Annotated in this window: 9 protein-coding genes, 1 other RNA gene and 1 pseudogene; 2 read left to right on the forward strand and 9 right to left on the reverse strand. The window is 59.1% G+C overall.

The annotated features are described in order from the left end of the window. Positions 1 to 122: 122 nt before the first annotated feature. Both OZX74_RS07350 and OZX74_RS07355 read right to left on the reverse strand, forming a co-directional pair. Positions 123 to 1,370 (reverse strand): MFS transporter, encoded by a 1,248-nt coding sequence (locus tag OZX74_RS07350; RefSeq protein WP_277156284.1) that lies wholly within the window; start codon positions 1,368 to 1,370, stop codon positions 123 to 125. Between the two features lie 15 nt (positions 1,371 to 1,385). After that, entirely contained in the window at positions 1,386 to 2,900 is a 1,515-nt protein-coding gene (locus tag OZX74_RS07355) for a carboxylesterase family protein (RefSeq protein ID WP_277156285.1), read from the reverse strand. Between the two features lie 252 nt (positions 2,901 to 3,152). On the opposite strand from OZX74_RS07355, the gene OZX74_RS07360 reads away from it, so the two are divergent. After that, positions 3,153 to 3,851 carry a MerR family transcriptional regulator gene (locus OZX74_RS07360; protein ID WP_277156286.1) on the forward strand — a complete coding sequence of 233 codons (699 nt, stop codon included), beginning with the start codon at positions 3,153 to 3,155 and terminating at the stop codon, positions 3,849 to 3,851. 361 nt (positions 3,852 to 4,212) lie between these two features. On the opposite strand, the gene OZX74_RS07365 is transcribed toward OZX74_RS07360, so the two are convergent. The 5 genes and pseudogenes from OZX74_RS07365 to ffs all read right to left on the reverse strand — a co-directional run bounded on the left by OZX74_RS07365 (position 4,213) and on the right by ffs (position 14,432). Then, positions 4,213 to 4,935, reverse strand: a complete 723-nt coding sequence (locus OZX74_RS07365; protein ID WP_277156287.1) for a GNAT family N-acetyltransferase — start codon at positions 4,933 to 4,935, stop codon at positions 4,213 to 4,215. A 215-nt stretch (positions 4,936 to 5,150) separates the two neighbouring features. Continuing rightward, positions 5,151 to 6,356 carry a PD-(D/E)XK nuclease family protein gene (locus OZX74_RS07370; protein WP_348519566.1) on the reverse strand — a complete coding sequence of 402 codons (1,206 nt, stop codon included), beginning with the start codon at positions 6,354 to 6,356 and terminating at the stop codon, positions 5,151 to 5,153. A gap of 291 nt (positions 6,357 to 6,647) precedes the next feature. After that, positions 6,648 to 9,550 (reverse strand): annotated as a pseudogene (locus tag OZX74_RS07375) (UvrD-helicase domain-containing protein); the annotation flags it as partial. A gap of 58 nt (positions 9,551 to 9,608) precedes the next feature. Next, the gene (locus OZX74_RS07380; protein ID WP_277156290.1) at positions 9,609 to 14,225 is read right to left on the reverse strand and encodes a PD-(D/E)XK nuclease family protein; all 4,617 of its coding nucleotides are present in this window, start codon (positions 14,223 to 14,225) and stop codon (positions 9,609 to 9,611) included. Between the two features lie 110 nt (positions 14,226 to 14,335). Next, positions 14,336 to 14,432: signal recognition particle sRNA small type (ffs, locus tag OZX74_RS07385), an RNA gene on the reverse strand. Between the two features lie 253 nt (positions 14,433 to 14,685). Between ffs and glf the strand changes: the two genes are divergently transcribed. After that, positions 14,686 to 15,864 carry a UDP-galactopyranose mutase gene (gene glf / locus OZX74_RS07390; RefSeq protein ID WP_277156291.1) on the forward strand — a complete coding sequence of 393 codons (1,179 nt, stop codon included), beginning with the start codon at positions 14,686 to 14,688 and terminating at the stop codon, positions 15,862 to 15,864. 283 nt (positions 15,865 to 16,147) lie between these two features. Here glf and OZX74_RS07395 read toward each other — a convergent pair whose 3' ends face one another. Further along, positions 16,148 to 20,494 (reverse strand): S8 family serine peptidase, encoded by a 4,347-nt coding sequence (locus OZX74_RS07395; RefSeq protein ID WP_277156292.1) that lies wholly within the window; start codon positions 20,492 to 20,494, stop codon positions 16,148 to 16,150. A gap of 308 nt (positions 20,495 to 20,802) precedes the next feature. Further along, the gene (locus tag OZX74_RS07400; protein ID WP_277156293.1) at positions 20,803 to 21,945 is read right to left on the reverse strand and encodes an inositol-3-phosphate synthase; all 1,143 of its coding nucleotides are present in this window, start codon (positions 21,943 to 21,945) and stop codon (positions 20,803 to 20,805) included. Positions 21,946 to 22,048 lie beyond the last annotated feature (103 nt).

The raw sequence follows: 22,048 nt of genomic DNA on the forward strand, positions 1-22,048 counted from the left end.
AACCGAACCGGTCACCTTACTGTTCACACAAATAAAGAAGGACCCATCCAAACGATGGGTCCTTTTTCGTTCATGAACACATTGATTCATATCCGTGAACGGACTGATAAGGGAGAATCAGTTCAGGCCTGCCGACCTTCGCTGGCAGCGATCTGCTGAGCGATCTTGCCGCCGGGGCCAAGTTCCGGCATCGCGATGACGAACACCGCGGAGAGCAGGAAGATGCCGCTTTCGATGGCGAGGTTCAAGATCAGGTTCGCACCGCACAGCTTGGAGACGATGACCGGGATGAGGAAGGCGCAAAGCAGGCCGACGGCGGTGACCAGGCCACCGGCGCTGCCGGCGTACTTGCCACGGATCTCAGGAAGCGCATACGGCATGGCCTGCACAATCGGGCCGTTCATGGCGCCGAAGGTGCCGGAGATCATCATGATGATGAAGAGCACCGGGATGGCCGGCGCGGCCTTCATGCCCAGAACGACGGCCCAGAAGAAGACCATGAGCGCGGCGCCCACCACGATGGTGAACACGAGGTACCACTTCCAGGTGCGAAGCCTGGAGCTGATCTGCGGGCCGATGACGGAGCCGATAATCGAACCAAGTGCGGCTGCAGAAGCCACGAGGCCGGCGGTGGTCACGTCGAAGTGATCGATGGTACGCAGCGTCTGCGGAATGAAACCGGCGAACGCGGTGGAAGCAGCCATCGAGAAGCCGTAGCACAGACCGATGAGCCAGACGTTACGGGACTTGGCGGCCACACCGAAGTACTTTACCGGAGATTCACCGGTTGCCGGCGGGAGCTGAACCCCGTCAGGCACGTCCTTGATGAGCACAAGCCAGATGACCGTGAACACCGTCAGGATGATGGCGGCCGTGAGGTAGGAGACGAACACGCTCATACGCGGGGCGACCATCTGGGCCAAGATCACGCCGATGCCGGCGGAACCGAAGAAGAAGCCCATGCCGACCTGAGCCTTGTCGCCGAACCAGACGCTCAGGATCTTGATGAGGTTCGCGTTGAGCGCGGCGATGCCGGCGCCCAGCAGGAACATCGAGATGGCCTGCATCGGGAAGTTCAGGAAGACGGTACGCAGGAACGCGCCGATGACGGCGATGATCAGGCACCAGAAGACAACACGCTTCGGGCCGAGCTTGTCACCCAACGTGCCCATGGGGATGCTCAGGAACACCGCGGTGAGCATAGGCATCATCAGCAGCGTCGAGAAGCCGGCGGGGTCGATTTTCAGCAGCGGTGTCAGCGAAACGGCCATGGCCGAAATCTGATACTGCATGTAGTTGGACAGTACTCCGATCAGGCATACGACCACCAGGATGACCCAGCGGTATGCGGGAGATTGTTTCTTTTCCATGATTGTTCTTTTCTCTTACTTTTCGAGCAGGCACTCTTCGAATGCGGAGCGCAGCAGCTCGTCATTCTTGTCGTTGATGTTCTTCTTGCATTCCCACGAATTCTCATCCATGACCATGCTGTTGCGATTCTCGGCATCGTAAGGCTTCCAGACGGGAATCGACGGATTGCTCGGGTCGCCGGTGCGGGCGAAGGAAGCCCATGCGTCCTGCATGCGATCGGCGAGGCCTTGTGGCGGCACTTCGCCGGTCAGACCCTTGTTGACTCCCGGAACGTCACGGTTGTCGAAGACGAACGGAAGCTCGAGCGCATGGCAGGAATGCATGCCGGGAACCTTGGATTCGTATTTGAACAGATAGTGATAGACCTTGTTGTACTTGGCCTGGTATTGCGCGATGAGGTCGGTACCGACACGGAATCCGATCTGGTTGGTGTACTCAAGATAGCGCTCGCCCGGATCCTGGTCGGGATAGGCGTTGGCCCAGGCGGTCTCGTACTTGTCGTTGTCGAGCTTGCCGTCGAAGTGGATGACGGCCTGATGGTGCCAGAAGTCCGGCATCTGGGTGGCGAGGTCCCAATAGAGGCCCCAATAGGCGAACTCGTCGGCGTTGGTGCCGATCATCAGCTCGATGTCCTTGGCGGCACCATCCTTGAGCGCCTGCAGCGGCTTCTTCGGCAGCACCCGGCCATCGCAGGTCGGCGCGTAGAGCAGCGAAACATCATGCTCGTGGTTGTAGAAGAACTTGTTGCACACAATCTCTTGGACCATGCCCACCGGCACGGCGGCCAGTTCCTGGGCAGTCTTGCAACCGAGCAGTTCCATGACCTCCTTGGCGTACGGGGCGCTGGTTTCGGGCGTGTTGTAGAGCTGAATCGGGCCGGATTCGCAGATGGCCTTCTTGAACAGCCCTTTGGCACTGGGCGCCACACACAGCAGCAGCACCGAACCGCCTCCGCAGGATTCGCCGAACAGCGTCACGTTGCTCGGGTCCCCGCCGAAGGCCGCGATGTTCTCATGAACCCATTTCAGCGCCGCGATCTGATCCTGAATGCCGCAGGTGCTGGCATCCTGGAACTGTTCGCCGCCGGGCAGGGAACCCACGTTGAGGAAGCCGAACGCATTGAGACGGTAGTTCATATTGACCAGAATCACGCCGTCACGACGTGCGAACTGGGCGCCGTTGATCTCGGGGTCGGCGATGCCGCCTTCCATATAGGAGCCGCCGTGGATGAAGACCATCACGGGCAGGTCCTTCTTGCCTTCGGGATTCTTGACCCAGACGTTCAGATTGAGGCAGTCCTCGCTCATTTCCATCAGGGAGTCGACCATGACCGGATCGACCTTCTGCATCGGGACCTTGCCAAATTCGGTGCAGTCGATTTCCCTATCGCTCGGGTTCAGCGGCTGCGGCGATTGCCAACGCAATGGCCCCACTGCAGGCTTGGCATAGGGAACGCCCAGATAGGCGTCAACTCCACCTTCAAGCTCCTTACCGGTTAGCACGCCGGTTTTCGTAGTAACTTTCGGCATTATCGTTCCTTTCTCTAAGCAGGACATGTGCCGTGTACGCACGCGCGACGCACCGCGCTGTCCAAAATCGGCTTCAGGCTATACCCCCGTGTCATGCAGGAGTCAAAACGAAAAAATGTCAAAAAATACGACAAATATACCTATATATAACGATTAATCTATATAAATAAGCATCTATTTATGCAATAAAGGACTAAAATGACAACCAACAACCCTTGTGCTAGCCCAGAGATTTCAAAGGTGATATCGCTTATGCATGTCAAACATCTCATCAACGGCGGCAAGTCGATCAAAGAGACCGCCGAAACCTACGGTGTCAGCATCGACACCCTCTACTACTACGAAAAGCTTGGGCTCGTGGTGCCCAAAAGGAACCCTTACAATTCCTACAGGGTCTATGATTCAGCCGATTTCTTCAAGCTCAATGTCATCATGGAGCTGCGCGCGATGGGCGTGGATCTGGAGGATATACAGGAATACCTCAAACACCATGATTTCAAGTCGACTTTGGCTTTGCTGGACAACAAGCTCGGATCGTTGCAGGAGCAGATCGACAGGCTCACCCGGCAGCAACAGGACATCGTTCAGGAACTCAAATACGACCTGACCGCGATATCCGACGCCCAGACCTCCGTGATGACCATCGAGGCGCTTGATGCACGCCCCTGCGAACTGGTCTCCACCGACCTTCTGTTTTACGAGGACATCCCTTATGCCTTCGCCCAATACATGGCCGTCAACAAACACGAGCGGCTGAAAACGTTACGCAGCATACCGACCTATCTGGTGGACACCACGCAGAAAGTAAACGGCTGCTTCCCTCCAAGGCGATCATGCTTTACACCGGCGAGCAGAATCCCAAAATACCTTACATCCTCGCCAAGGGATTTTATGCCTGCCGAACGTTCAAAGGCCCATTCCTGGAATGCGCGAAAATCTACGACGAAATGAAACTGGAAATCGCCAAACGCGGCTATCGGATATGTGGCGATCCGATTGAGATGTGTCTGATCGGTTCGTATGAATCAGACCATTTCGAGGAACACGTCTCGCGGATCGAGATACCGGTGAAATCCGCAAAGACAGAGGACCAAGCAGCATAGCGACAGGCCGACCAAACTGCAGACGTCGTGAAACCGGCATCTTTGCGAGTCGGACGGCGCCCGCTTTCACTTCAGCGTTATTGGCAACCCGGCCCGCGCTTGACGTTCCGACCTAAAGCAAGACCTCCGAGATCAAACGCCCCTCATCGACATCTCCGAACCAGGACCACCGTCTTTAATGGCACGAAGCAATCACTTGTTGCCGCTCTTTATGAAACGGTCTGCTTGACCTTTGCGGGAACGCCGGCATAGATGAACATCTTGGTCGGGGCCATCCCGCGGTCGCGGCCATCATCGGGATGGCGTTGTTCCTCCCGTTCGGCGATGCGCTTCATCCCGTGACGATCGTAGAAGCTCACGTCGCAATCCGAATCGGTATGCAGGTAGAACATCGGCTCGTGCGAGCGCTCGAAATACTCCATGGTGCGGCTCCACAGCTGGCCGCCGACGCCTTGGCCTCGGGAGGCCGAGGACACCAGGAAAAGCTCGACTTCGGCGGGAGCCTTGTCGTTGATACCGGTCTGGCGTTCCATACGCCGCTCGATCTCGAAGCCCAGTTCCGTATCCATCAGCGCTTTACGCCCAGCCGGAATCGAGTTGAGCCGTTCGTCGATTTTCGCCATTTCCTGCGCAACGTTGCCGAACATCACCGGCTGGCCGGAGACCCGCGAAAGCACGACCCCCATGAATTGGCCGTTTTTGTGCGCGATTTCGCCTCGCGTCGCCGGCTCGATATAATGCAACACAAAATGGTAGGAAAGAAGCAGCGAAAGCTTTTGATTGTCACCCAGCAGCGCATAATGGCCCCAGGTCTCATCGAACTGCCGGGTGATGGCCTCTACATCACTCCAGATCATCGGGGAATAGACCACTCCGATTCCGGCATCGCCTTGCTCAACATGTTCCATACGTCCGTGTTCCTCCATAATCATCTATACTCCGTCACCTGCCGGCCCCTACCGACACAGAACCCGTATTCCGGGCAAAAGCCTCATTCAAGAGACAAATCAAAAATCAAAACCACTACATCATACCCATATTGTGTTACGCTACGAGCCATATCCGCCGTATTGACGAACGTAAACCCTACCGGCCATAAACAACGCACAATATATCACCAGGTGGCATACATCGTCGACATAAATGCCTAATCTTCGTCACTGGCCACCGGGATTCCGGCGTTCAGCTCCCTCAAAATCTCAAGCTTGGATTTTGGCTTGGCATGTTCCTCACGACGATCCTCGCGGGCCACGTCAAGATAATACAATGTGGCGTCGATGCTGTCCAACGGAATGTTCTTCATTTGCGAAAACATCAGCCGGTACATGTCGAGCTGCGCCAGTTTCCGGTCGATATCCTCCTGCGTCGTCGGCCTCTTACCGGTTTTCCAATCGACGATGGTGAACCGTTTCGTCGGGTCGTCGACATCAAGTCCGCCATAGAACACCGCGTCGAGCTTGCCGTTGACAATACGGTTGCCGAGTTCGGCAATCGCGACGACAATCTGCTCTTCGGCCGCATACGGACGCCGGGACGCCCAACGGCTTTCGACCAGTCGGCGCTGCCATGTCAGGATTTTGCGGTCGGCGGCGGTTCGGTTGGCCTCCGGGTTCCGCTCGGAATACTCGAGGCCGGCGATCAGGGAGGCGCGGGTCTCAGATTGGTTACCGCCGGCTACAGCTGATATGCCATCGTCTGCGGGTGTCTCGGCAACCTCATCGGCCCCGAACGCATCGACGAAGCGTTGCGCCCATGCGTGCAATCGCGTACCGGCTTCGGCGGCAGGCGACGCGACACGGGGAATCGGACGCACAAGAGCGCGCCAATAATTCCGGCTCTCCTTCTTGCTCATATTGCCTGCACTGGCCTGCAACGAGGTGACATTCTGCCGACGGCCGGCAAGAATACGCTCGCCGCGACGACGCACCTCGACATCCAGAGCATTCACGTTTTCGGCACGGGAACCCTCTTCGCTAGACCGCTCAACGGGATTGTCGAACTCGGCTTTACCGGAAACGCCTTTGGCGGGGTTACTGGCGATACGTTGGTTGGAGGTACCGGCATTGCGCTCTTGCACGATTTGCATCGATGGCATCAGATCGTTGTCGGCCAACAGCATACGCGTACGTTCGGCAAGTGATTGGCCTTCGGGCAGCTCAGCGGCTATGCGGTCAACCGCAAGCGCGACGGCATCGCCTCCGACCTGCGATTCGGGCTGGGATTCGTTGCCGTCCTTGGCCTCCTTCACAAGACGATCGTACATCTGCCGGGTCAGCGTGGCCGAACGACGCAACTGCCCCGCCATCTCCTCGCTCATCGAAGCCGGCCATGGCAACGGCTCGTCCTCCCGCATAAGATCCTGATCAAGAGGCGTCTGCCAAGCCTCTTCGACAATGGCCCGTTCGTATTGACCTGCCTGCGAACCGACGAAAAGACCGTCCGGTTTCGGCGCTCCCAAATCCGACAACGTCGGATGAACAGGCGGATTGGCTTCCGTAACGTTTTCGGTATCGGTATCGTTGCCTGACGCAACCGCAGAATGATCATTTTGCGACGTTTCTTCGCCATCCGCGGTTTTGACATCGAGCACATTGTCGCTGCCACCATCGCAAGGTTGTGTATCCTCTTCAAGTACGGCCACATCATCCCTATATGCCAAAGCGTCATGCACCTCGGTAAGGAAATTCGACGGTTTGGAATCGTGACCCGTGCCGGCCGCACCGGGATCTCGCGAGAGTTCGGCGTGACGGCTGTAGGTCATCAGCACCTCCTCGCGGGCACGCGTCAAGGCGACGTAGGCCAGCCGGCGTTCGTCGGCATGCAGCCGCCGGCCGTATTCCTCCTGTTGGGAAAGGTACGTTGCACCATCAACGGCAGCCGGAGACCCCCTCTCCCATCAAACACATTATCATCAGCGCTCTCGATGGCGTCGAAAGCACACATCAGCCCCTCGGACTCGTTGCCCATCGTCTCCACGCTGGAAAGCTCCTGCAGGGCCGCAAGTGGATCGTCGCCGACACCTGCATCGTGCGGGAATCGGGGAAGGATATTGGCATCGGCACGTACCGGCACAGGCACGGCCGCCGGGTCATCAAGCCAGGTATTGGCCGTCTCACGATATTGCGGGGCTTGCCAGACGCCGTCTTTCAGACCGCCGATATGATTCTCATCCAATTCGACCTTGAGCTTGTCGCCCTGATTGGACGGGAAACTCGTAGCCTTCATGCCGACAATGGCCACGGAATCCCATTCAAGGCCCTTGGATTGGTGGATGGTCATCAGCACCACGTCGACCGGGTCGCCCGGAACCGCCGCGGTTTCGTCGGGGATGGTCTTGAGCGAATCCACCCAGGAAACGAACCCGCGCAGCGTAGGCGTTGCCCCCTCCGTGATTTCCCGTGTATAGGTGTTGACCAAGTCCACCAGGGCGTTCATCGGCGAACGCGCCAAAGCGGGCTCGACCCGGCTCCCGGATTCCTCAAGCGCAAGCGCCACGACCGTGTCGATATCGAGATCGAGCGCTTCGACGGCGGTTTCGATGATTTCGACCAGACCGTGGTTGACAACGGCATTGACCTGCCGCAAAACTCCCGCCGCATGACGGATGGCGGCAAGTCCGGACGCGCTGAAAAGCGAGGCGACACGAGGCGAATCCAAGGTCGCCACAAGCTTGTCGTCGCTCAGAGTATCGGCAAGAAAGACCATGTTGGGCACCTGATCGCGATGCTCGGCGACCAGTTTCGCCCTCTGGTCCGGTTTGGCATCGGCCGGCACCAGCCCGGCCTGGGCCAGTGCACGGAACCGGTATTCGTCGTTGCGACGGCTGGCGAGCCTGGCCAAAGCGTTCAGGTCATGGCTGCCCAGCCCGAAGCGCGGCGTTGCCAAAAGACGCATCAGGGCACCTGAGTCCGTGTGATCGGCGATGACATGCAGCAAGGCCAGCACATCACGGATTTCGGGACGGTCCAGGAGCGCCGAATAGCCGACGGTCAGCGTCGTCAGTCCCGCTTTACGCAGCCCTTCGGCGAATTGCGGCATGGTGCTCTTGCCTCTAAACAGGACGGCCACATGCGGGCGGACGTCTTTGCGGCCCGGATCTTTGGGCGTGTGCCTGGCGATGGAGGTTTTGGCGAAACGCGCGACGGCGTCGATTTCCTGGCCAAGCGTATCGAAACCAAGCACACCCAGCGTGCCTTCCTTGGCCCCGTCAATGGTGGTCAGCGCCGGCACCGCCACCTCATGCATCGGCGAGCTCGACGGCATCGCCTGGGGCGTACGCAGCGGTTGGGTCAAGTCGTTGGCCGCCTCGAGAACCACTCTGGCATTGCGTCGGGTGACGCTCAACGAAAACGGCCTGGCGGCCTCATCCATGCCGAAATCACGTTGGAACATGCGGAACGCTCCGGGGCTTGCACCTCTCCAGGCATAGATGGACTGGAAGGGATCGCCGACGGCGTTGACCGCGGAACAGCCTGACCGCGATGCAGAACCATAAGGATGGAACAAGGCGGCAATCAGCGCAGCCTGGGTGGTGGACGTGTCCTGATATTCGTCAAGCAGGACATGGGTATAGCGATGACGCAGACGCTCGCCTATCGAGGGGAAACGGGTGATCAATGCATAGGCGGCGACGGTGAAATCGTTGAATTCCGCCATATTGAGCTGCTGTTTGCGCTCGTGGTAACGCTCGACCAAGGTCAACAGGATCTCACGTTTCTGCGCGACGGCACGTGCTCCGGCACTGCGGAAAACGGCCAGGGCATGGTAGGTGGCACGATATTCGGCGATACGTTCGGCGAATCGCTCGTCGCTGTCCTTTTTCCTGCGCTTCGGGGGTTTGCCGGGCTTCGGTCCGTCCTGCGGCACCACCTCATCGCCGATGGCGGTGTCCATTTGCGCGATGAACGCCTGGTCCCACGCACGTATACGGGCGATGGCATCGGGAACGCTCACGCAATGCTCGCCGATCATCGAACCGCTGATGGCGTTGGAAAGCCCCAGCACCTTGGTGACGATATCGGAAAAACCGCCGAAACCCTGCCCGCGCAGGATGTCCATGTTCTCATCGATGACGGTGACGGCAAGCTGATGGGCTCCGGCCTCGCTCAATGGCTGGGTGTTCTGGTCAAAGCCGACCAGAAGGCCGTATTGACGCACAATGGACTGGAAGAAGGCATCGTAGGTGGAGACCTGGGGTTTGAGGAACACGTTGGCACGGTGCGAAGCGCCGGCAGCGGCCGCCGCAGCCTCGCCCGTCCTGGCGTTTTCGGCCACGGCGCCCGAAACGCGGCCCAACAGCTCGGAGGCGGCCTTGCGTGTGAACGTGAGGCCGAGGATCTTCTCGGGCGGCACGCCGACCTCGATCAGGTTGATGATGCGGCGGGTCATGGTGTAGGTCTTGCCGGACCCGGCACCGGCGACCACGAGTACGTCGGCGTTCTGGGGCGCGTTGATGACCGCGGACTGCTCGGGACTGTCGGTATTGGTCGCGGCGACTGTGGGCCCATGGCCCGCATCGTCACGGTTATTGCCGTCGGACGGCTTCATCCCGACACGCACGCCGTCGATGTCGTTGAACCGGCTCAGGTTCTCCTCTTCCGTCATCTCAGCCCCTCCTGACTTCATAGACCGTATCCACCTCACCGGCACAGGCCGGGCACACCGTTTTCATATGGCACCAAGCCACGTGGTCGGGCTGAGGACGGGCGACCAACACACTCGAACGCGAGGCCGCCGCAGCATAGAAAATACGCGAGATCATGGTCAGCGCCCATACCGCCTGGGTGCCGCGCAACGAGAGGAACCCCTGCCAGGCGCGCCCACTCACGTTTTGCGGCGCATCAGCCGGCAAATCGGGAATATCCGCCAGTTTTTGCAAGTCGGAATAATGGCTGCGCGGTGTGAAACCCGTGCCGTTCAACGCTCCGCCATGGAAAAGCGGGGGTTGGAAAAGCGTTTCGGGGGTTCGATAGCTCAATGCCGGAGCCGTGGCCTCATCGACGTCGAACAAGGCGCTTTGGGTGATGTCGGGCATGGCCTTGAGCGCCTGCGTCCCATGCAAGCCCGTATTGGGCAGAGCCGTCGAAGTCGCGCCTTCCCCGTGGTTCTGCGAACGATTCGCCTCGGGGAACGCCAGGCCGAGCTGGTAGCAGACCAGCTGCAGATCGTTGAACATCTGCTTGGCCGTATGCTTGTGCCCGGTTTTCCAATCGATCAGGCGTATATGCTCTTTGCCGTCGCCCAGATCCCGCCATTCCATACGGTCGATGCGTCCGGTCAGGCGCACCTGCAGATCCAGGCTCATGGCCTCGGGCCAGCCGCCGTTGAGCACGCCCATGATGCCCGCCAGGTCATCAACGCCAATCGGCTCGATGCCCTCGATGGCGTTATAGGCCGCACAGATATCATCCAGCCCGAACTTTGCCGCGAACTCGTACTCGCTATCCGCCCGCTGCAGACGGCCAACAGTGAAGTTCTTGAGATTGGCGTAGGGATAATCCTTGTCGTTTGAAGTCACAAAGTAGGTCGCGATATCGGCAAGCGTCTGCCGCGCGCCCTCATCCTTGCTTTCCGCGCGATAGCGCTGCTCAGGGTCATCGATGGCACCCAGGTCGTCGGCAAGCTCACGATACATATCCATCAAGCGAGCCGTAATCGCCTCGATACGTTCGTTTTCGGGCTTTTGTGCCAAAAAATCGGGAGCGTCCAAGCCGGCTTCGCTGGCAAGTTGGGCGACCTTGTGGATCAGGGTGCCGAAACTCGTGGCCGCATTGGACGGCCGCGGGCCGGCGAACTGGCTTTCCAGCATCCAGCAGACCGGGCAGGCCCAGATGCGGTCGACCTGCGAGGGGGAAAGCGTCACCGTAGGAGCCAAAGACGATGGTTCCTTGCCGCCCGGGGCGTTCGATGAGGTCTGCGAAACTTTCGTTGAGACTAGTTTATTGAGATCATCACGATGTGACGATTCCACTGTGTTTGCATTTCGTGCGACTTTGGATTGTGCACTAACTTGGTCCTGCGTATCGAAGGTATACGGCCAACTATCGGGGTCGGCGGCTCCAAGTCCGGCATCGTCAAGCAGCGCCAACGATGCGGCGGCGTCACGGACGCGAGCGGAAGATGCGGTGTCAGGCGCGACAGCCGGTTGCGAGAAATCGGCCTTGACGCCCGCAACCCCAGCCGTGCCGGGATTCTTGTCAGCCTGACGGCCGGCGACGTCATCGGCGTGCCCGGAAGCACTTCCGGTGATAGCAGCCTGACGCATCAGCTCGATACGTGAGGCGGCCACGAGCCCACGCGGATCGGCGTCAAGGCCGGCGAAGCGTCCGGAATCCGCAAGCGGTGTGTAATCCCGGGTCGTCGGATCGGCGTCAAGCACGCGGTCAAAGCGTTCGGGCACATAGGTATACAGGAAATCGGAAGGCACGGTATCGTCGCTCAGCACCGCGCTCAACGTCACCCGTTCGCCCGCCCTCGTCAGCGCCACCAGGAAGCTTTTCTGCTCGGCCGAAAGCACCTGGGCGAGTTCGGGATCGCCCCCTGCCCTGCCCGGCTCATGCTCGTCTCGCATACCGCCGTGCAAGACGATGTCGGCAAGATTCTCGCCGCCGAACATGGTGTTGCGCGCGGCAAGGTTCGGCCAGACATCCTGCTGAATCGCCACGATGAACACGAAGCGCCAATGACTGCCCGCCGCACCGGCCGGCGTGGTGAGCGTGACCGCCTGATCGACGGGCGCGACCTTGGCCAACGAATCAGCCTCAATGCGCATCGAACGGACGCTGGAAATGAAATCCCCGACGCTTTGCTCCGCTCCCGTTCCGGACGCGTAGGCGAAAAGCCGCATCATCACGTCGAGCCGGTCGTTGGCGGCACGGCCATCGGCGTTGTTCGCGAGCGCCTGACACTGCCAAGCTTCGGCCACGTGGCAAGCCTCCCAAGCCAGCCCGAGCGCATACTGGGGCTCACTGCTGGGCAAGGCCCGCAACCCCTGCTCGACGGCAGCCACCAAATCCCAGACGTGGGCGAAGGCACGGGAATAGAGGTCACCGCCCACCTTGCCGATCAATTGAAACACAGCTTCGACATCATCAACAGAATCGGTTTCAGGTCCGGCAGAGCCGGTGTTAGCGTCAATGGAAATATCCGATTCCAGCTTGGCAGAGCCATCTGCAGAGTCGGCTTCCAACCCGGAACCATCGAATTCGAGCATGACATACATCGCATCCAAACCGAAGGGCATGTCTGCTTCATCCCGGTCAGAGGCACCTTCGACAAGGCTGTCATCTACTTCGACATCATCCACCGGACGCTGCGCGATAATCCGCTCACGTAGCTGCTTCCACGTGGCTTGCAAACGAGGCAGCTGCGCGGTGACATCCAAAGTATGCTCGTATTCGTCAGCACCTGTCGACGTGGCTTGGCCATTCATTTCGCCATCGACCACCTGTGCCAACGAGGCGACGGCCTTCATCACCGATTCCACCGGAGACAGACGCGCGGGAAGGGACGAGGTGTAAGCCGCCGAAGACGAACGGAGAGAGACCAACGGGCTTTCCAACAACGTCTGCACGCGACTGCGCACATATCTCGCCGTTTGCGTCAACGACATGCCGGAAGCGTCAATGCCGTCGTGGCGCAACCTCGCCAATTCCAGCAACGCGAACAAGCCCTGCACGCTCGGATCGTCCTTCAGCGGCCTGGTGACCGCCGAATAACGCACCGGCACCCCGTCGCCTCGCAGCCGCTCGCCGAACGCGCGTACCGTATCGTTGTCGTGGGCGATCACCGCGAAATCGTTCCACTGACAACCGGAAGAAAGATGGGCTTCCTTGATGCGCCAGACGACGTCGTCCAGCTCCTCACGCGGGTTGCGGTACAGCAGGGTTTCTACGCTGCCGTCCTCCGGCCTCGAATCGTTCGCCTCCAAGGTCTCGATGGGCAGACTTGCCGAGACACGCGGCAATTTCCCCGGCCGGTCGGGCAATGCCACGGAAGTATCCTCGTTTGCGGCGATGGAAAGCGAAACGCGCGAGGCAAGCAGATCGAGATAAGAAGAATGGCCAACATTACAAATCGGGCGCACAGGCAAGGTCAGCAATCCGGCCGAAAGCGGGGGCTGCTGCGCATGCATGAACAGATACTCAGGGTAGGAACCACGGAAGGTCTGTACGGCTTCGTCGGGATTGCCCACCAACAGCAGCCTCACGCCACGTCGTGCCAACGCCTCCAGGAACGACAGCCCGGCCAGCGTCAGATCCTGAAAGTCGTCAATCACCACAAATTCCGGCAGCACGGCATCAGGGACCTGTGCGGCCGCCTGCGCACCTTCAACCAACAGCCGGGAGGAATCAAGCCGGAACTGGCCCGGATAGCCGTCGACCACCGCCTGCACGTATTCACGACGCAAGGCGAACGCCAACCGCCACTGGACGCCAAGCCGCTCCACACGCAGACTGTAGCCATCGCCGGAATTCTGCGATTCCGCAAGCATCGCGAGGACCTCGTCCTCACGCGAGGCCCCCAGGCCCAGCTCGTCCATGCGGGCCAGCATATCACGCAATTGCATGACAAACGCATCGTTGACCCCGCGCGCGAACAGGACATCGCTGGAACCGGCACCTTGCGAAACCGAGCGAGGCTGGTCCACTTTCACCTCCGCCTTTGGCTTTTGACCGCCAGCCACAGAACCACGAGCCTTGCCGGCCGCCCCGCTTCCGTCATCGCCATAAACGGTATTGACCCAGTCGTCGGCAGCGAAATACTGCCGCATCAACTCGCAGGTATCGCACAATTCGCCGGAGCGGGCATGGCCGACGTGGACCGCGACCACCTGCCGCAACAGCGCATCCTGCTCAGCACCGTTCAGCAGTTTCGGCAGGGGCTCGCGCATGTTATCGCGAAGGATTGAAAGCAGACGGAAAGCGATGGCCGATAGCGTGGTCACTGGCCGGGCGGTGGAAGTGGAGCTGACGGTACGAATGATTCGGTCGGAAAGCCTGTCGGCCGCCTGTCTGCCTGAAACGGCCATGGAAACCTTGCCGTCACCGAATCGCAAGATACCTTCCAGCGTTGCCGCCAGCGCGAACCCGGTTTTCCCCGAGCACGGCGCGCCCGCCACCAGAAGCGTGCGGGCATGGGTTTCGGAGGCACCATCCAGCATCGTTTTCGCCGCATCCATTGCGACGTAACCACTGAAATCCAACGTATCGTTCCCGCTCATAACCATGGTTCAAAGTCTAAAGGCCGGTATGGTCGCATATTACGAATTCCTTGATAAACGAACCAAGATACCAACCGTTGAAATCGACACCGATTCGGCTGGCTCTAAAGACGAGAAAACCTTCACGCACCCGACAGAGGCCACTTACCCTTGCTGCATTCCTGCCCTGGGGGGATTGGGTGACATAACGCCACGTGAAGGCTTAACCAGTATACCCCATGCCGGGACCGGCTTGCCCGCGAATCACAAAACGGGGACCAATAGGGACATGCAAGCGATGCAGACTCTCCGAAATGCATGACATTATAGGAAAACATCAACAAACTGGGTACTATGGTTGAAGCAACACCGGAATAGTATCGTCCGCAGCGAAGTCCATTTGAGGCGTATTCCTCGCCGAACGGGAATGGAATCGCTTCGCTCCAGACGTAGGCTGACAGAACCACAGATAGGAACACAGATGGCACAGAACACGGACACGACGTTACCCGATCTGGTGGTCGTGGGGGCAGGGCTGTTCGGACTGACCGTGGCGCAGCAGGCGGCCGAGCACGGCCACAGCGTCGAAATCATCGACATCCGGCCACATATCGGCGGTAACGCTTACTCCTATATGGACAAGGAGACCGGCGCCGAAATCCACAAGTACGGCGCGCACCTCTTCCACACCTCCAACAAACGCGTGTGGGACTACGTCAACCGCTTCACGACCTTCACCGACTATCAGCACCGCGTCTACGCCACGCACGACGGCGAGGTCTACCCCATGCCGATCAACCTGGGGACGATCAACCAGTTCTTCCATGCGCATTACACGCCGGGTGAGGCCAAGGCGATCATCGAGAAGCAGGCGGGCGAGCTGGCCGGTACCGACCCGGAGAACCTCAACGACAAAGGCATCCAGCTTATCGGCCGCCCGCTCTACGAGGCGTTCATCAAGAACTACACCAGCAAGCAGTGGCAGACCGCGCCGGAGGATTTGCCGGCGAGCATCATCAAGCGCCTGCCTGTACGCTTCAATTACGACAACCACTATTTCAAAGACACCTGGGAGGGGCTGCCCACCGACGGCTACACCGCCTGGATGCAGCGCATGATCGACGACCCGAAGATCCATGTGACGCTCGGAGTTGACTTCTTCGATGAAAACCAGCCATTCAACAAGAAGGCGCTGGTCGGAAGCGTGCCCATCGTCTACACCGGCCCGGTCGACAAATACTTCGACTATGCGCTCGGCGACCTCAAGTGGCGCACCGTCGACTTCAAGGAGCAACGCTACGAGGAGGGCGACCACTTCGGCTGCCCGGTGATGAACTTCGTGGACGCCGACGTGCCCTACACCCGCGCCATCGAGTTCAAGAACTTCAACCCCGAGCGCAAGGAGAAGCAGAACCCTAACAAGACCGTGGTCTGGGAGGAATACAGCCGCGCCGCCGGACGCGACGACGAACCCTACTACCCCATCAACACCGCCGACGACCAGAAACTCTACCAGCAATACAAGGACTTGGCAGCCAAGGAGCCGCAAGTCATCTTCGGCGGCAGACTGGGCACTTACGCCTACTACGACATGCACCAGGTCATCAATTCAGCGCTCATCGCCTACGACAAGCAGGTCTCCCCGCTGCTAGGCAAGTAAGAGTAACTGCGATCCGTTACTGCGTCTTTCCGGCATTCCAACACCACAATGCCGGAAAGACGTTTTTTTATTCCTCGTATGCGTCTTTCTTTGCGCCAAAACGTAGGAACAGCAAAGAAGACGTATTTTGCATATCCCAAAAGCACCTTCTCAACACAAGCCTACTGGATCGCCAAGAAAGACAAGATGCACAATCGCGTTCATCCCATGGAATATCAGGACGAACGCGATTGCTTATATCAGTCGGTCACCGTAGCATCTGCTACGGGACGACATCGGGTGCTCAAAGACGCATCATATGACGACGCTTTGCGAACGACACCGCAACACCTCCGGCAAGCAATGTCACCGCAGCCAGCACTTCGAAGACAACCGACGAACCGGTTGTAGCCAAACCGCGAGATCCGCGAGACCTGCGAGAAGAGCGGGACGACAGCGACGCAGCCGAAGCAAGGCCGGGAGCAGCCGAGCCGATTCCTGGAGCCGCAGGCCCCACACCGGCGGAACCGCCTTCAAGCCTCTGCAATCCCTGCTGGGCCTGCTTGAGGGCGACGGTGGCAGCCACGACATCGTTCTTTGCGGCATTGGGATTCGCCAGAAGACTCTTGGCCTGAGCCAAAGCCGAAGCGAACGCGCGCCACGAGTCGGCCGTGTAGTCGGATTGATTGAGCCTGGAAGCGGCATCAACGGCTGCCTGCAGCACGTCACGATCGCTCTGTCCGGCCACCTGTTGCGCCAGGGCATGCTCGGCGTTCCTGAGCACTGTGGTCGCCGTATCGACATCGCTTTGTGTCGCGTCCTCGTCGGCCATTACCGCCCTTGCCGAAGCGAGAGCCGTCTGGAGCTGCGACCATGAAGCCGCTGTGTAATCGGCTTCGTTCAGACCGGCGGCCGCATCGATGGCGGCCTGCAGATCCGTCTTGCCTGCTCGCGATGCCACATCCATCGAGAAGGTCTGCGCATCGTTGTCAGGAACCTGACCCAATGTGTGGACCAGCAGGGTGGCCGGAATCCGCTCATCAGCACTACCGCCCTGAGCGGAAACCTGCGGGGCAGCCTGAGCCATGTGAACCGGAATGGTGGTTCCGTTCTGATCGGGGAATTCGAAATCGCCGTTACTGCCCAAGCCTGCATTGCCATACCACATGGCCGGCTTGATGGCATCGAACTTCGTATCGCTGAACGATCCGACCTCATCGACCGTCTGGTTTGTGCCCAAATAGGACGATTCGACCTTATAGGACATAGGTGCGCTCGTGCTGGCAGAAGTGACATCGGCCAGATCGCTCAACGGTACCGTGACTACAAGCTGGTTGGAATCATTGACAAACTCCGGGTCAATCTCGACCTGGTCGACAATCGTAGTGTTGCCGCCACTGACCTTTGCCACCAAGGCAATCGCTGTGTCCAGCTGGTTGCCCTGATATCTGAGCGACGGTTCGATGATGCGATCGATTTGTCCGTCGCCGTCCGTATCGATATCGATGTCGAAGTTGAACCCGTCAGCCAGATGGCTCCAGGATTTGTCGGTGACGATGCCGAAACTGACGGCGGCATTAGTGGGGTCGCTGACCTGAGGCGCGGTGCTGGAATAGCCGATGGCCCGAATGTCATAGGCTTGGGAACCACGCACCGGCCAGCCGGCCGCAACCTCATCGTCCTTCGCGGTCTCGGAATCGGTTGCCGAAAGCACCAGAGGAATCTGGCGAGAAACATACTTCTGGTTACCGATGCCCTGGGAAATGCCTTGCCCGCCGGTCACCAGGCTCTTGCTTCCGTCCGACGCCACCGCATAAGTGGTATTGGTGTTGGAAACCGGCTTGGGAGCCACGGCGACGGCCACACGCAACGGCGAAGCATTCGGCGCAGAATCGGTCGGGGTCAGTTCGATCACGCCGGTGGCATCGGTAACGATGGCGCTGGCGATGCCTTGCGCGCTGTCAGTCTGGGTGTCGCCCACGGTGTGACGCAACGCTGACTGATCGGGGACGCTCAGGTTGATGTCGAAGTTCGCGCTTCCGTTCGCGGGAACGGTGACGTTGCTCGTGCTCAACGTGTAATTGACGCCGGGCGTCTGTGTACGGGGCAGGTAGGCCACCGAGAAGTTGCGGGCAACGCTGGAAGTGTTACTGACCGTAATGGTCTTCTTGGCGCTGTATCCGTTCTGGCCTACCTGGACCACGCCGAAACCGGCCGTGACCGCGGAAGGATCGTCAGAGGAGACCTGGACCGGGTTGTTGACCGCGGCAAGGGCATCGACGCGACCGGTACCCACGCGCATCGGGCCATAAGTCTTGGCGTTGGGGGTGTGATCGGTTTTGATGTCATGGGTGGCGGTGTTGATCATCTGTTCCTTGACCTGCGATGCACTCCAATCGGGGTGCGCGCCACGCACAAGAGCGGTCACGCCGGAAACCAGCGGGGTCGCCATCGAGGTGCCCTGCATGACTTCCATGCCATTGCCGCTTCCGGCCGAAGCCGAACCGATGCCGACGCCGGGAGCCGCCACATCGGGCTTGATGGTGCCGTTATAGGAGCCATGGATTCCGCGTGAGCTGAAGTCGGCGATCGTATCGGCAATTTCACCGGAGTAATCGTTCTCCTGGGTCTGCTTCAACGCGTCACCGAGCTGCACGCTCACCCCACCGGCCTCAATGAGGGAGTCAAGGGAGATATCGTCGGAATCCTGTTTGATAATCTGGAAGCCGGGGATGGTCGAGTTACCGGCGATTCCGGCCGCCGGCACATTCTGCTGGGAATCGAAGATGATACCTACGGCCCCTGCGTGCTCGGCATTGTTGAACCGGGCCCTCGAACCGCACGAGACGTTGCTGTCGTCCCAGTGCACATAAGCGATCTTGCCATTTACCGCAGCCGCATCGGCAGCAGAATATGCCTTGCAACCTTCGGCGTTGTCGTTGGGGTCATCCGTCGAACCCTTGATGGCGACAACCGGAGCGGTGACGTTGAAGCTGCCAGTGAAACCGGACGAATACTGTCCGGCAAGGTACCTGCCATTGATGACGGAAGGACCTGCGGTAACCTTGATGGCATCCTGCAGGATCATGCCGGTTTCGCTGGCGGCGACGGTCAATGCACTGCGTGCGGATCCCGGAGAACCCAGAATGTCGGTGTAGTCGCCGTCATTGCCGGCGGCGATCACCGAGACCACGCCGTCCTTGGAAAGATTGTCGACCGCTGCCGCATCAGGTTCGTCCCCTTGCGAGAAGGAGGAGCCCAACGACATGGAAACAATGCTGATCTTATCGGCGGGAGCGCAACTCAGGTTGTGCCTGGAGACCCAATCGAGGGCTTCGAGCGTCAGTCCGGTGCTGCCACCGTTGTCGCCGAAAACCTTCAACGAATACAGGCCGGCCTTGGGCGCAGATCCCGGACCGATCTTCATGCCTTGCACATCGCTGTTGTTCAGCGAGGTGTAGTTGCCCGAGAATCGGCTTCCACCTGCGGTAATGCCATAACCTGCCACGGTACCGGCCACATGGGTGCCGTGGTGGCCTCCCTCGCCATCAATCGGGTTGGCGTCCGGAGTGGGGGTATCGATCATATTGCCGCTGGCGTCATCCGAACCATAGACCGGGCCTGCGAAATCGTAGCCGCCCTTGAATTTGCCGGAGTCGAGCAGCGTTTTCAGCGTCGGGTCCGTCAACGGATCGGCGGTGGAGGAAAGAGCGGTCTGGTAGGCGGAAGGAGTGCCTACGCCACCGAAATCGGCATGGGTATAATCCAGGCCGGTATCCACCACGGCCACATTGACGCCTTCACCCGTCTTACCCGTCTGATTCCAAGTATTGACGGCATTGATGAACTGATCGCTGTGCTTGTTGTATGGAACCTCACCGGCATCCTGCGCTTCAGGCTGGGCGCTCGATTGCGTTTGCGCCGACCCTTGAGTAGCACTCGGAGCCTCGGACTGAACGCCAGCCTTGGGGGTTTCATCGGATTTCGGATCAGCGGCTTTGCTGCTATCGCCGGCGTTGCCGGTAGGAGCGGGAGTCGTATCGTTGCCGTTTGCCGTGGCCTTCGTTTCCCCATCGGCAGCCCGGGCTTTCGCCGTCCCGGCCTGACCCGAAGTGGACGGATCATCGGCCACGGTCATCTTCGGCAAAGACGAAACACGCAAAACGTTTTTGGAGCGTTTGACCAAATCGCGCAACGCGGACGCATCGGCACGAACCGCCACACCAGTTGTGGAATACGAGGTCACAAAGGTCATTTGCGCGCTGGGGTCGATTTTCTTCAGCTCGGCGAATACGCGGTTTGCCGTCGCACCGGCCTTGCTGGCCGACTGCCGTCCCTCGCTGTTCGCCTGCTGCTCACGCTGCGACGGCGAACCGCTACGAAGCAGGTCAAGACGATCGAGGACCTGCGTCTTTTTCTCCACTCCAGCGGTACCCGTCGTGGAAATGAAGGCATCAATCTTGCCGGACGCTCCAGCGACCGAAGGCGCGACCTTCCCCTTCTCGCCCTTGAGGACCCGCTGATTCAACGTCAGTGCGCCACCGTTGTCGACTTCCGCGGCATTCGCCGTGGTCATCGCGCCTGCAAAGCCGGCGAACATCGAGACTGTTACGGCTAATGCCGTCAGCCCAGACCATCTTTTCCGTTTCATTTGACTTCTTGCTTCTTTCTTTTCTGTTTTTCATGACAGATGGAATAATTATACGATGATGACTAATGCTTGTTTACATCGATTCCAAAAAACAGGTAAATCCATGAATGAACGACAATATCAAATCGATGTCGAACGATGTCCGTATCGAAGAAAAAGCAGGAAAATCAAGGGGTCGGAGCGCATTGAACCGATCGGAAAGACCATACGGCCGCATGACGGAATTTTTGAAGGCATCTGATGCGAAAATCGCCACTTGCGTAATGCAAGTGGCGACCAGATATTGATGAATATCATACACGCTTTACTCAGGCGTGCCAGACGTCCTTGCCGTTGTCTTTGGCCGACTTCACATCGGCATCGAGTCCGGCTTCGTCCTTCTCGACTTCGCCGGCGATGTACTTCTCCACCAGCGCACGCGCCTCGTTGTCCTCATGCTGGACGGCCGGGGACTTCATGAAGTAGGAGCTCGGAGCGAGAACGGGGCCGGAAAGGTGACGGTCGAGCGCGATCTTGGCGGCGCGCACGGCGTCGATGACGATGCCTGCGGAGTTCGGGGAATCCCAAACCTCAAGACGATATTCCAGATTCAGCGGCACGTCACCGAAGGTGGTGCCTTCCAAACGCACGAACGCCAGCTTGCGGTCGTCGAGCCACGCCACGTAGTCGGACGGGCCGATGTGCACGTTACGCGACTCCATCTCGTGAGGCACGATCGAGGTGACGGCGCGGGTCTTGGAGACCTTCTTGGACTCCAGGCGCGAACGCTGCAGCATGTTCATGAAGTCCATGTTGCCGCCGACGTTCAACTGATAGGTGCGGTCGAGGCGCACGCCGCGGTCCTCGAAGAGGCGGGCCATCACGCGGTGGGTGATGGTGGCGCCGACCTGGCTCTTGATGTCGTCGCCGATAATCGGCACGCCGGCATCGCGGAACTTCTGCGCCCACTCCGGGTCGCTGGCGATGAAGACGGGCAGGCAGTTGACGAAGGCGCAACCGGCATCCATCGCGGCCTGGGCATAGGCCTTGTCGGCCTGCTCGCTACCGACGGGCATGTAGCTGACCAGTACGTCGACCTTCTTGTCGCGCAGTACCTGGGCCACATCGACCGGTTCGGCGTCGGACTCGGTGATCATCTTCTTGTAGTATTCGCCCAAACCGTCAAGGGTCGGCCCGCGCAGCACTTCGACGCCCTTGTTCGGCACGTCGCAGAACTTGTAGGTGTTGTTCTGCGAGGCACCGATGGCCTCGCTGATATCCTTGCCCACCTTCAAGGCGTCAACGTCGAACGCCGTTACAAACTCAATGTCGCGGACCCGGTAGCCGCCGAAATTGTTGTGCATGAGACCGGGGATCTTCTCATCATCCTTCGCATCCTTGTAATACTCAACACCTTGAATCAGAGACGAGGCACAATTGCCAATGCCTGCCACTGCCACGCGAATACTCATATTGACTCCTTTATTTCACGTGCAAAATTCCATTTACGAGTCTAGCTCTTCATGAAGAAAAGAACACAGGCGTGTACTGTATACACACAACCAATGTAACAAA

Source organism: Bifidobacterium sp. ESL0798, from assembly GCF_029395415.1.
Classification (GTDB): Bacteria; Actinomycetota; Actinomycetes; order Actinomycetales; family Bifidobacteriaceae; genus Bifidobacterium.

What these genes read in the sequence shown, in the direction of transcription:
- OZX74_RS07355 (WP_277156285.1), bottom strand. Translation starts at nt 2,900, where the DNA reads ATGCCGAAAGTTACTACGAAAACCGGCGTGCTAACCGGTAAGGAGCTT.
- OZX74_RS07380 (WP_277156290.1), bottom strand. Translation starts at nt 14,225, where the DNA reads ATGAGCGGGAACGATACGTTGGATTTCAGTGGTTACGTCGCAATGGAT.
- OZX74_RS07350 (WP_277156284.1), bottom strand. Translation starts at nt 1,370, where the DNA reads ATGGAAAAGAAACAATCTCCCGCATACCGCTGGGTCATCCTGGTGGTC.
- glf (WP_277156291.1), top strand. Translation starts at nt 14,686, where the DNA reads ATGGCACAGAACACGGACACGACGTTACCCGATCTGGTGGTCGTGGGG.
- OZX74_RS07360 (WP_277156286.1), top strand. Translation starts at nt 3,153, where the DNA reads ATGCATGTCAAACATCTCATCAACGGCGGCAAGTCGATCAAAGAGACC.
- OZX74_RS07400 (WP_277156293.1), bottom strand. Translation starts at nt 21,945, where the DNA reads ATGAGTATTCGCGTGGCAGTGGCAGGCATTGGCAATTGTGCCTCGTCT.
- OZX74_RS07370 (WP_348519566.1), bottom strand. Translation starts at nt 6,356, where the DNA reads ATGCGGGAGGACGAGCCGTTGCCATGGCCGGCTTCGATGAGCGAGGAG.
- OZX74_RS07365 (WP_277156287.1), bottom strand. Translation starts at nt 4,935, where the DNA reads ATGATTATGGAGGAACACGGACGTATGGAACATGTTGAGCAAGGCGAT.
- OZX74_RS07395 (WP_277156292.1), bottom strand. Translation starts at nt 20,494, where the DNA reads ATGAAACGGAAAAGATGGTCTGGGCTGACGGCATTAGCCGTAACAGTC.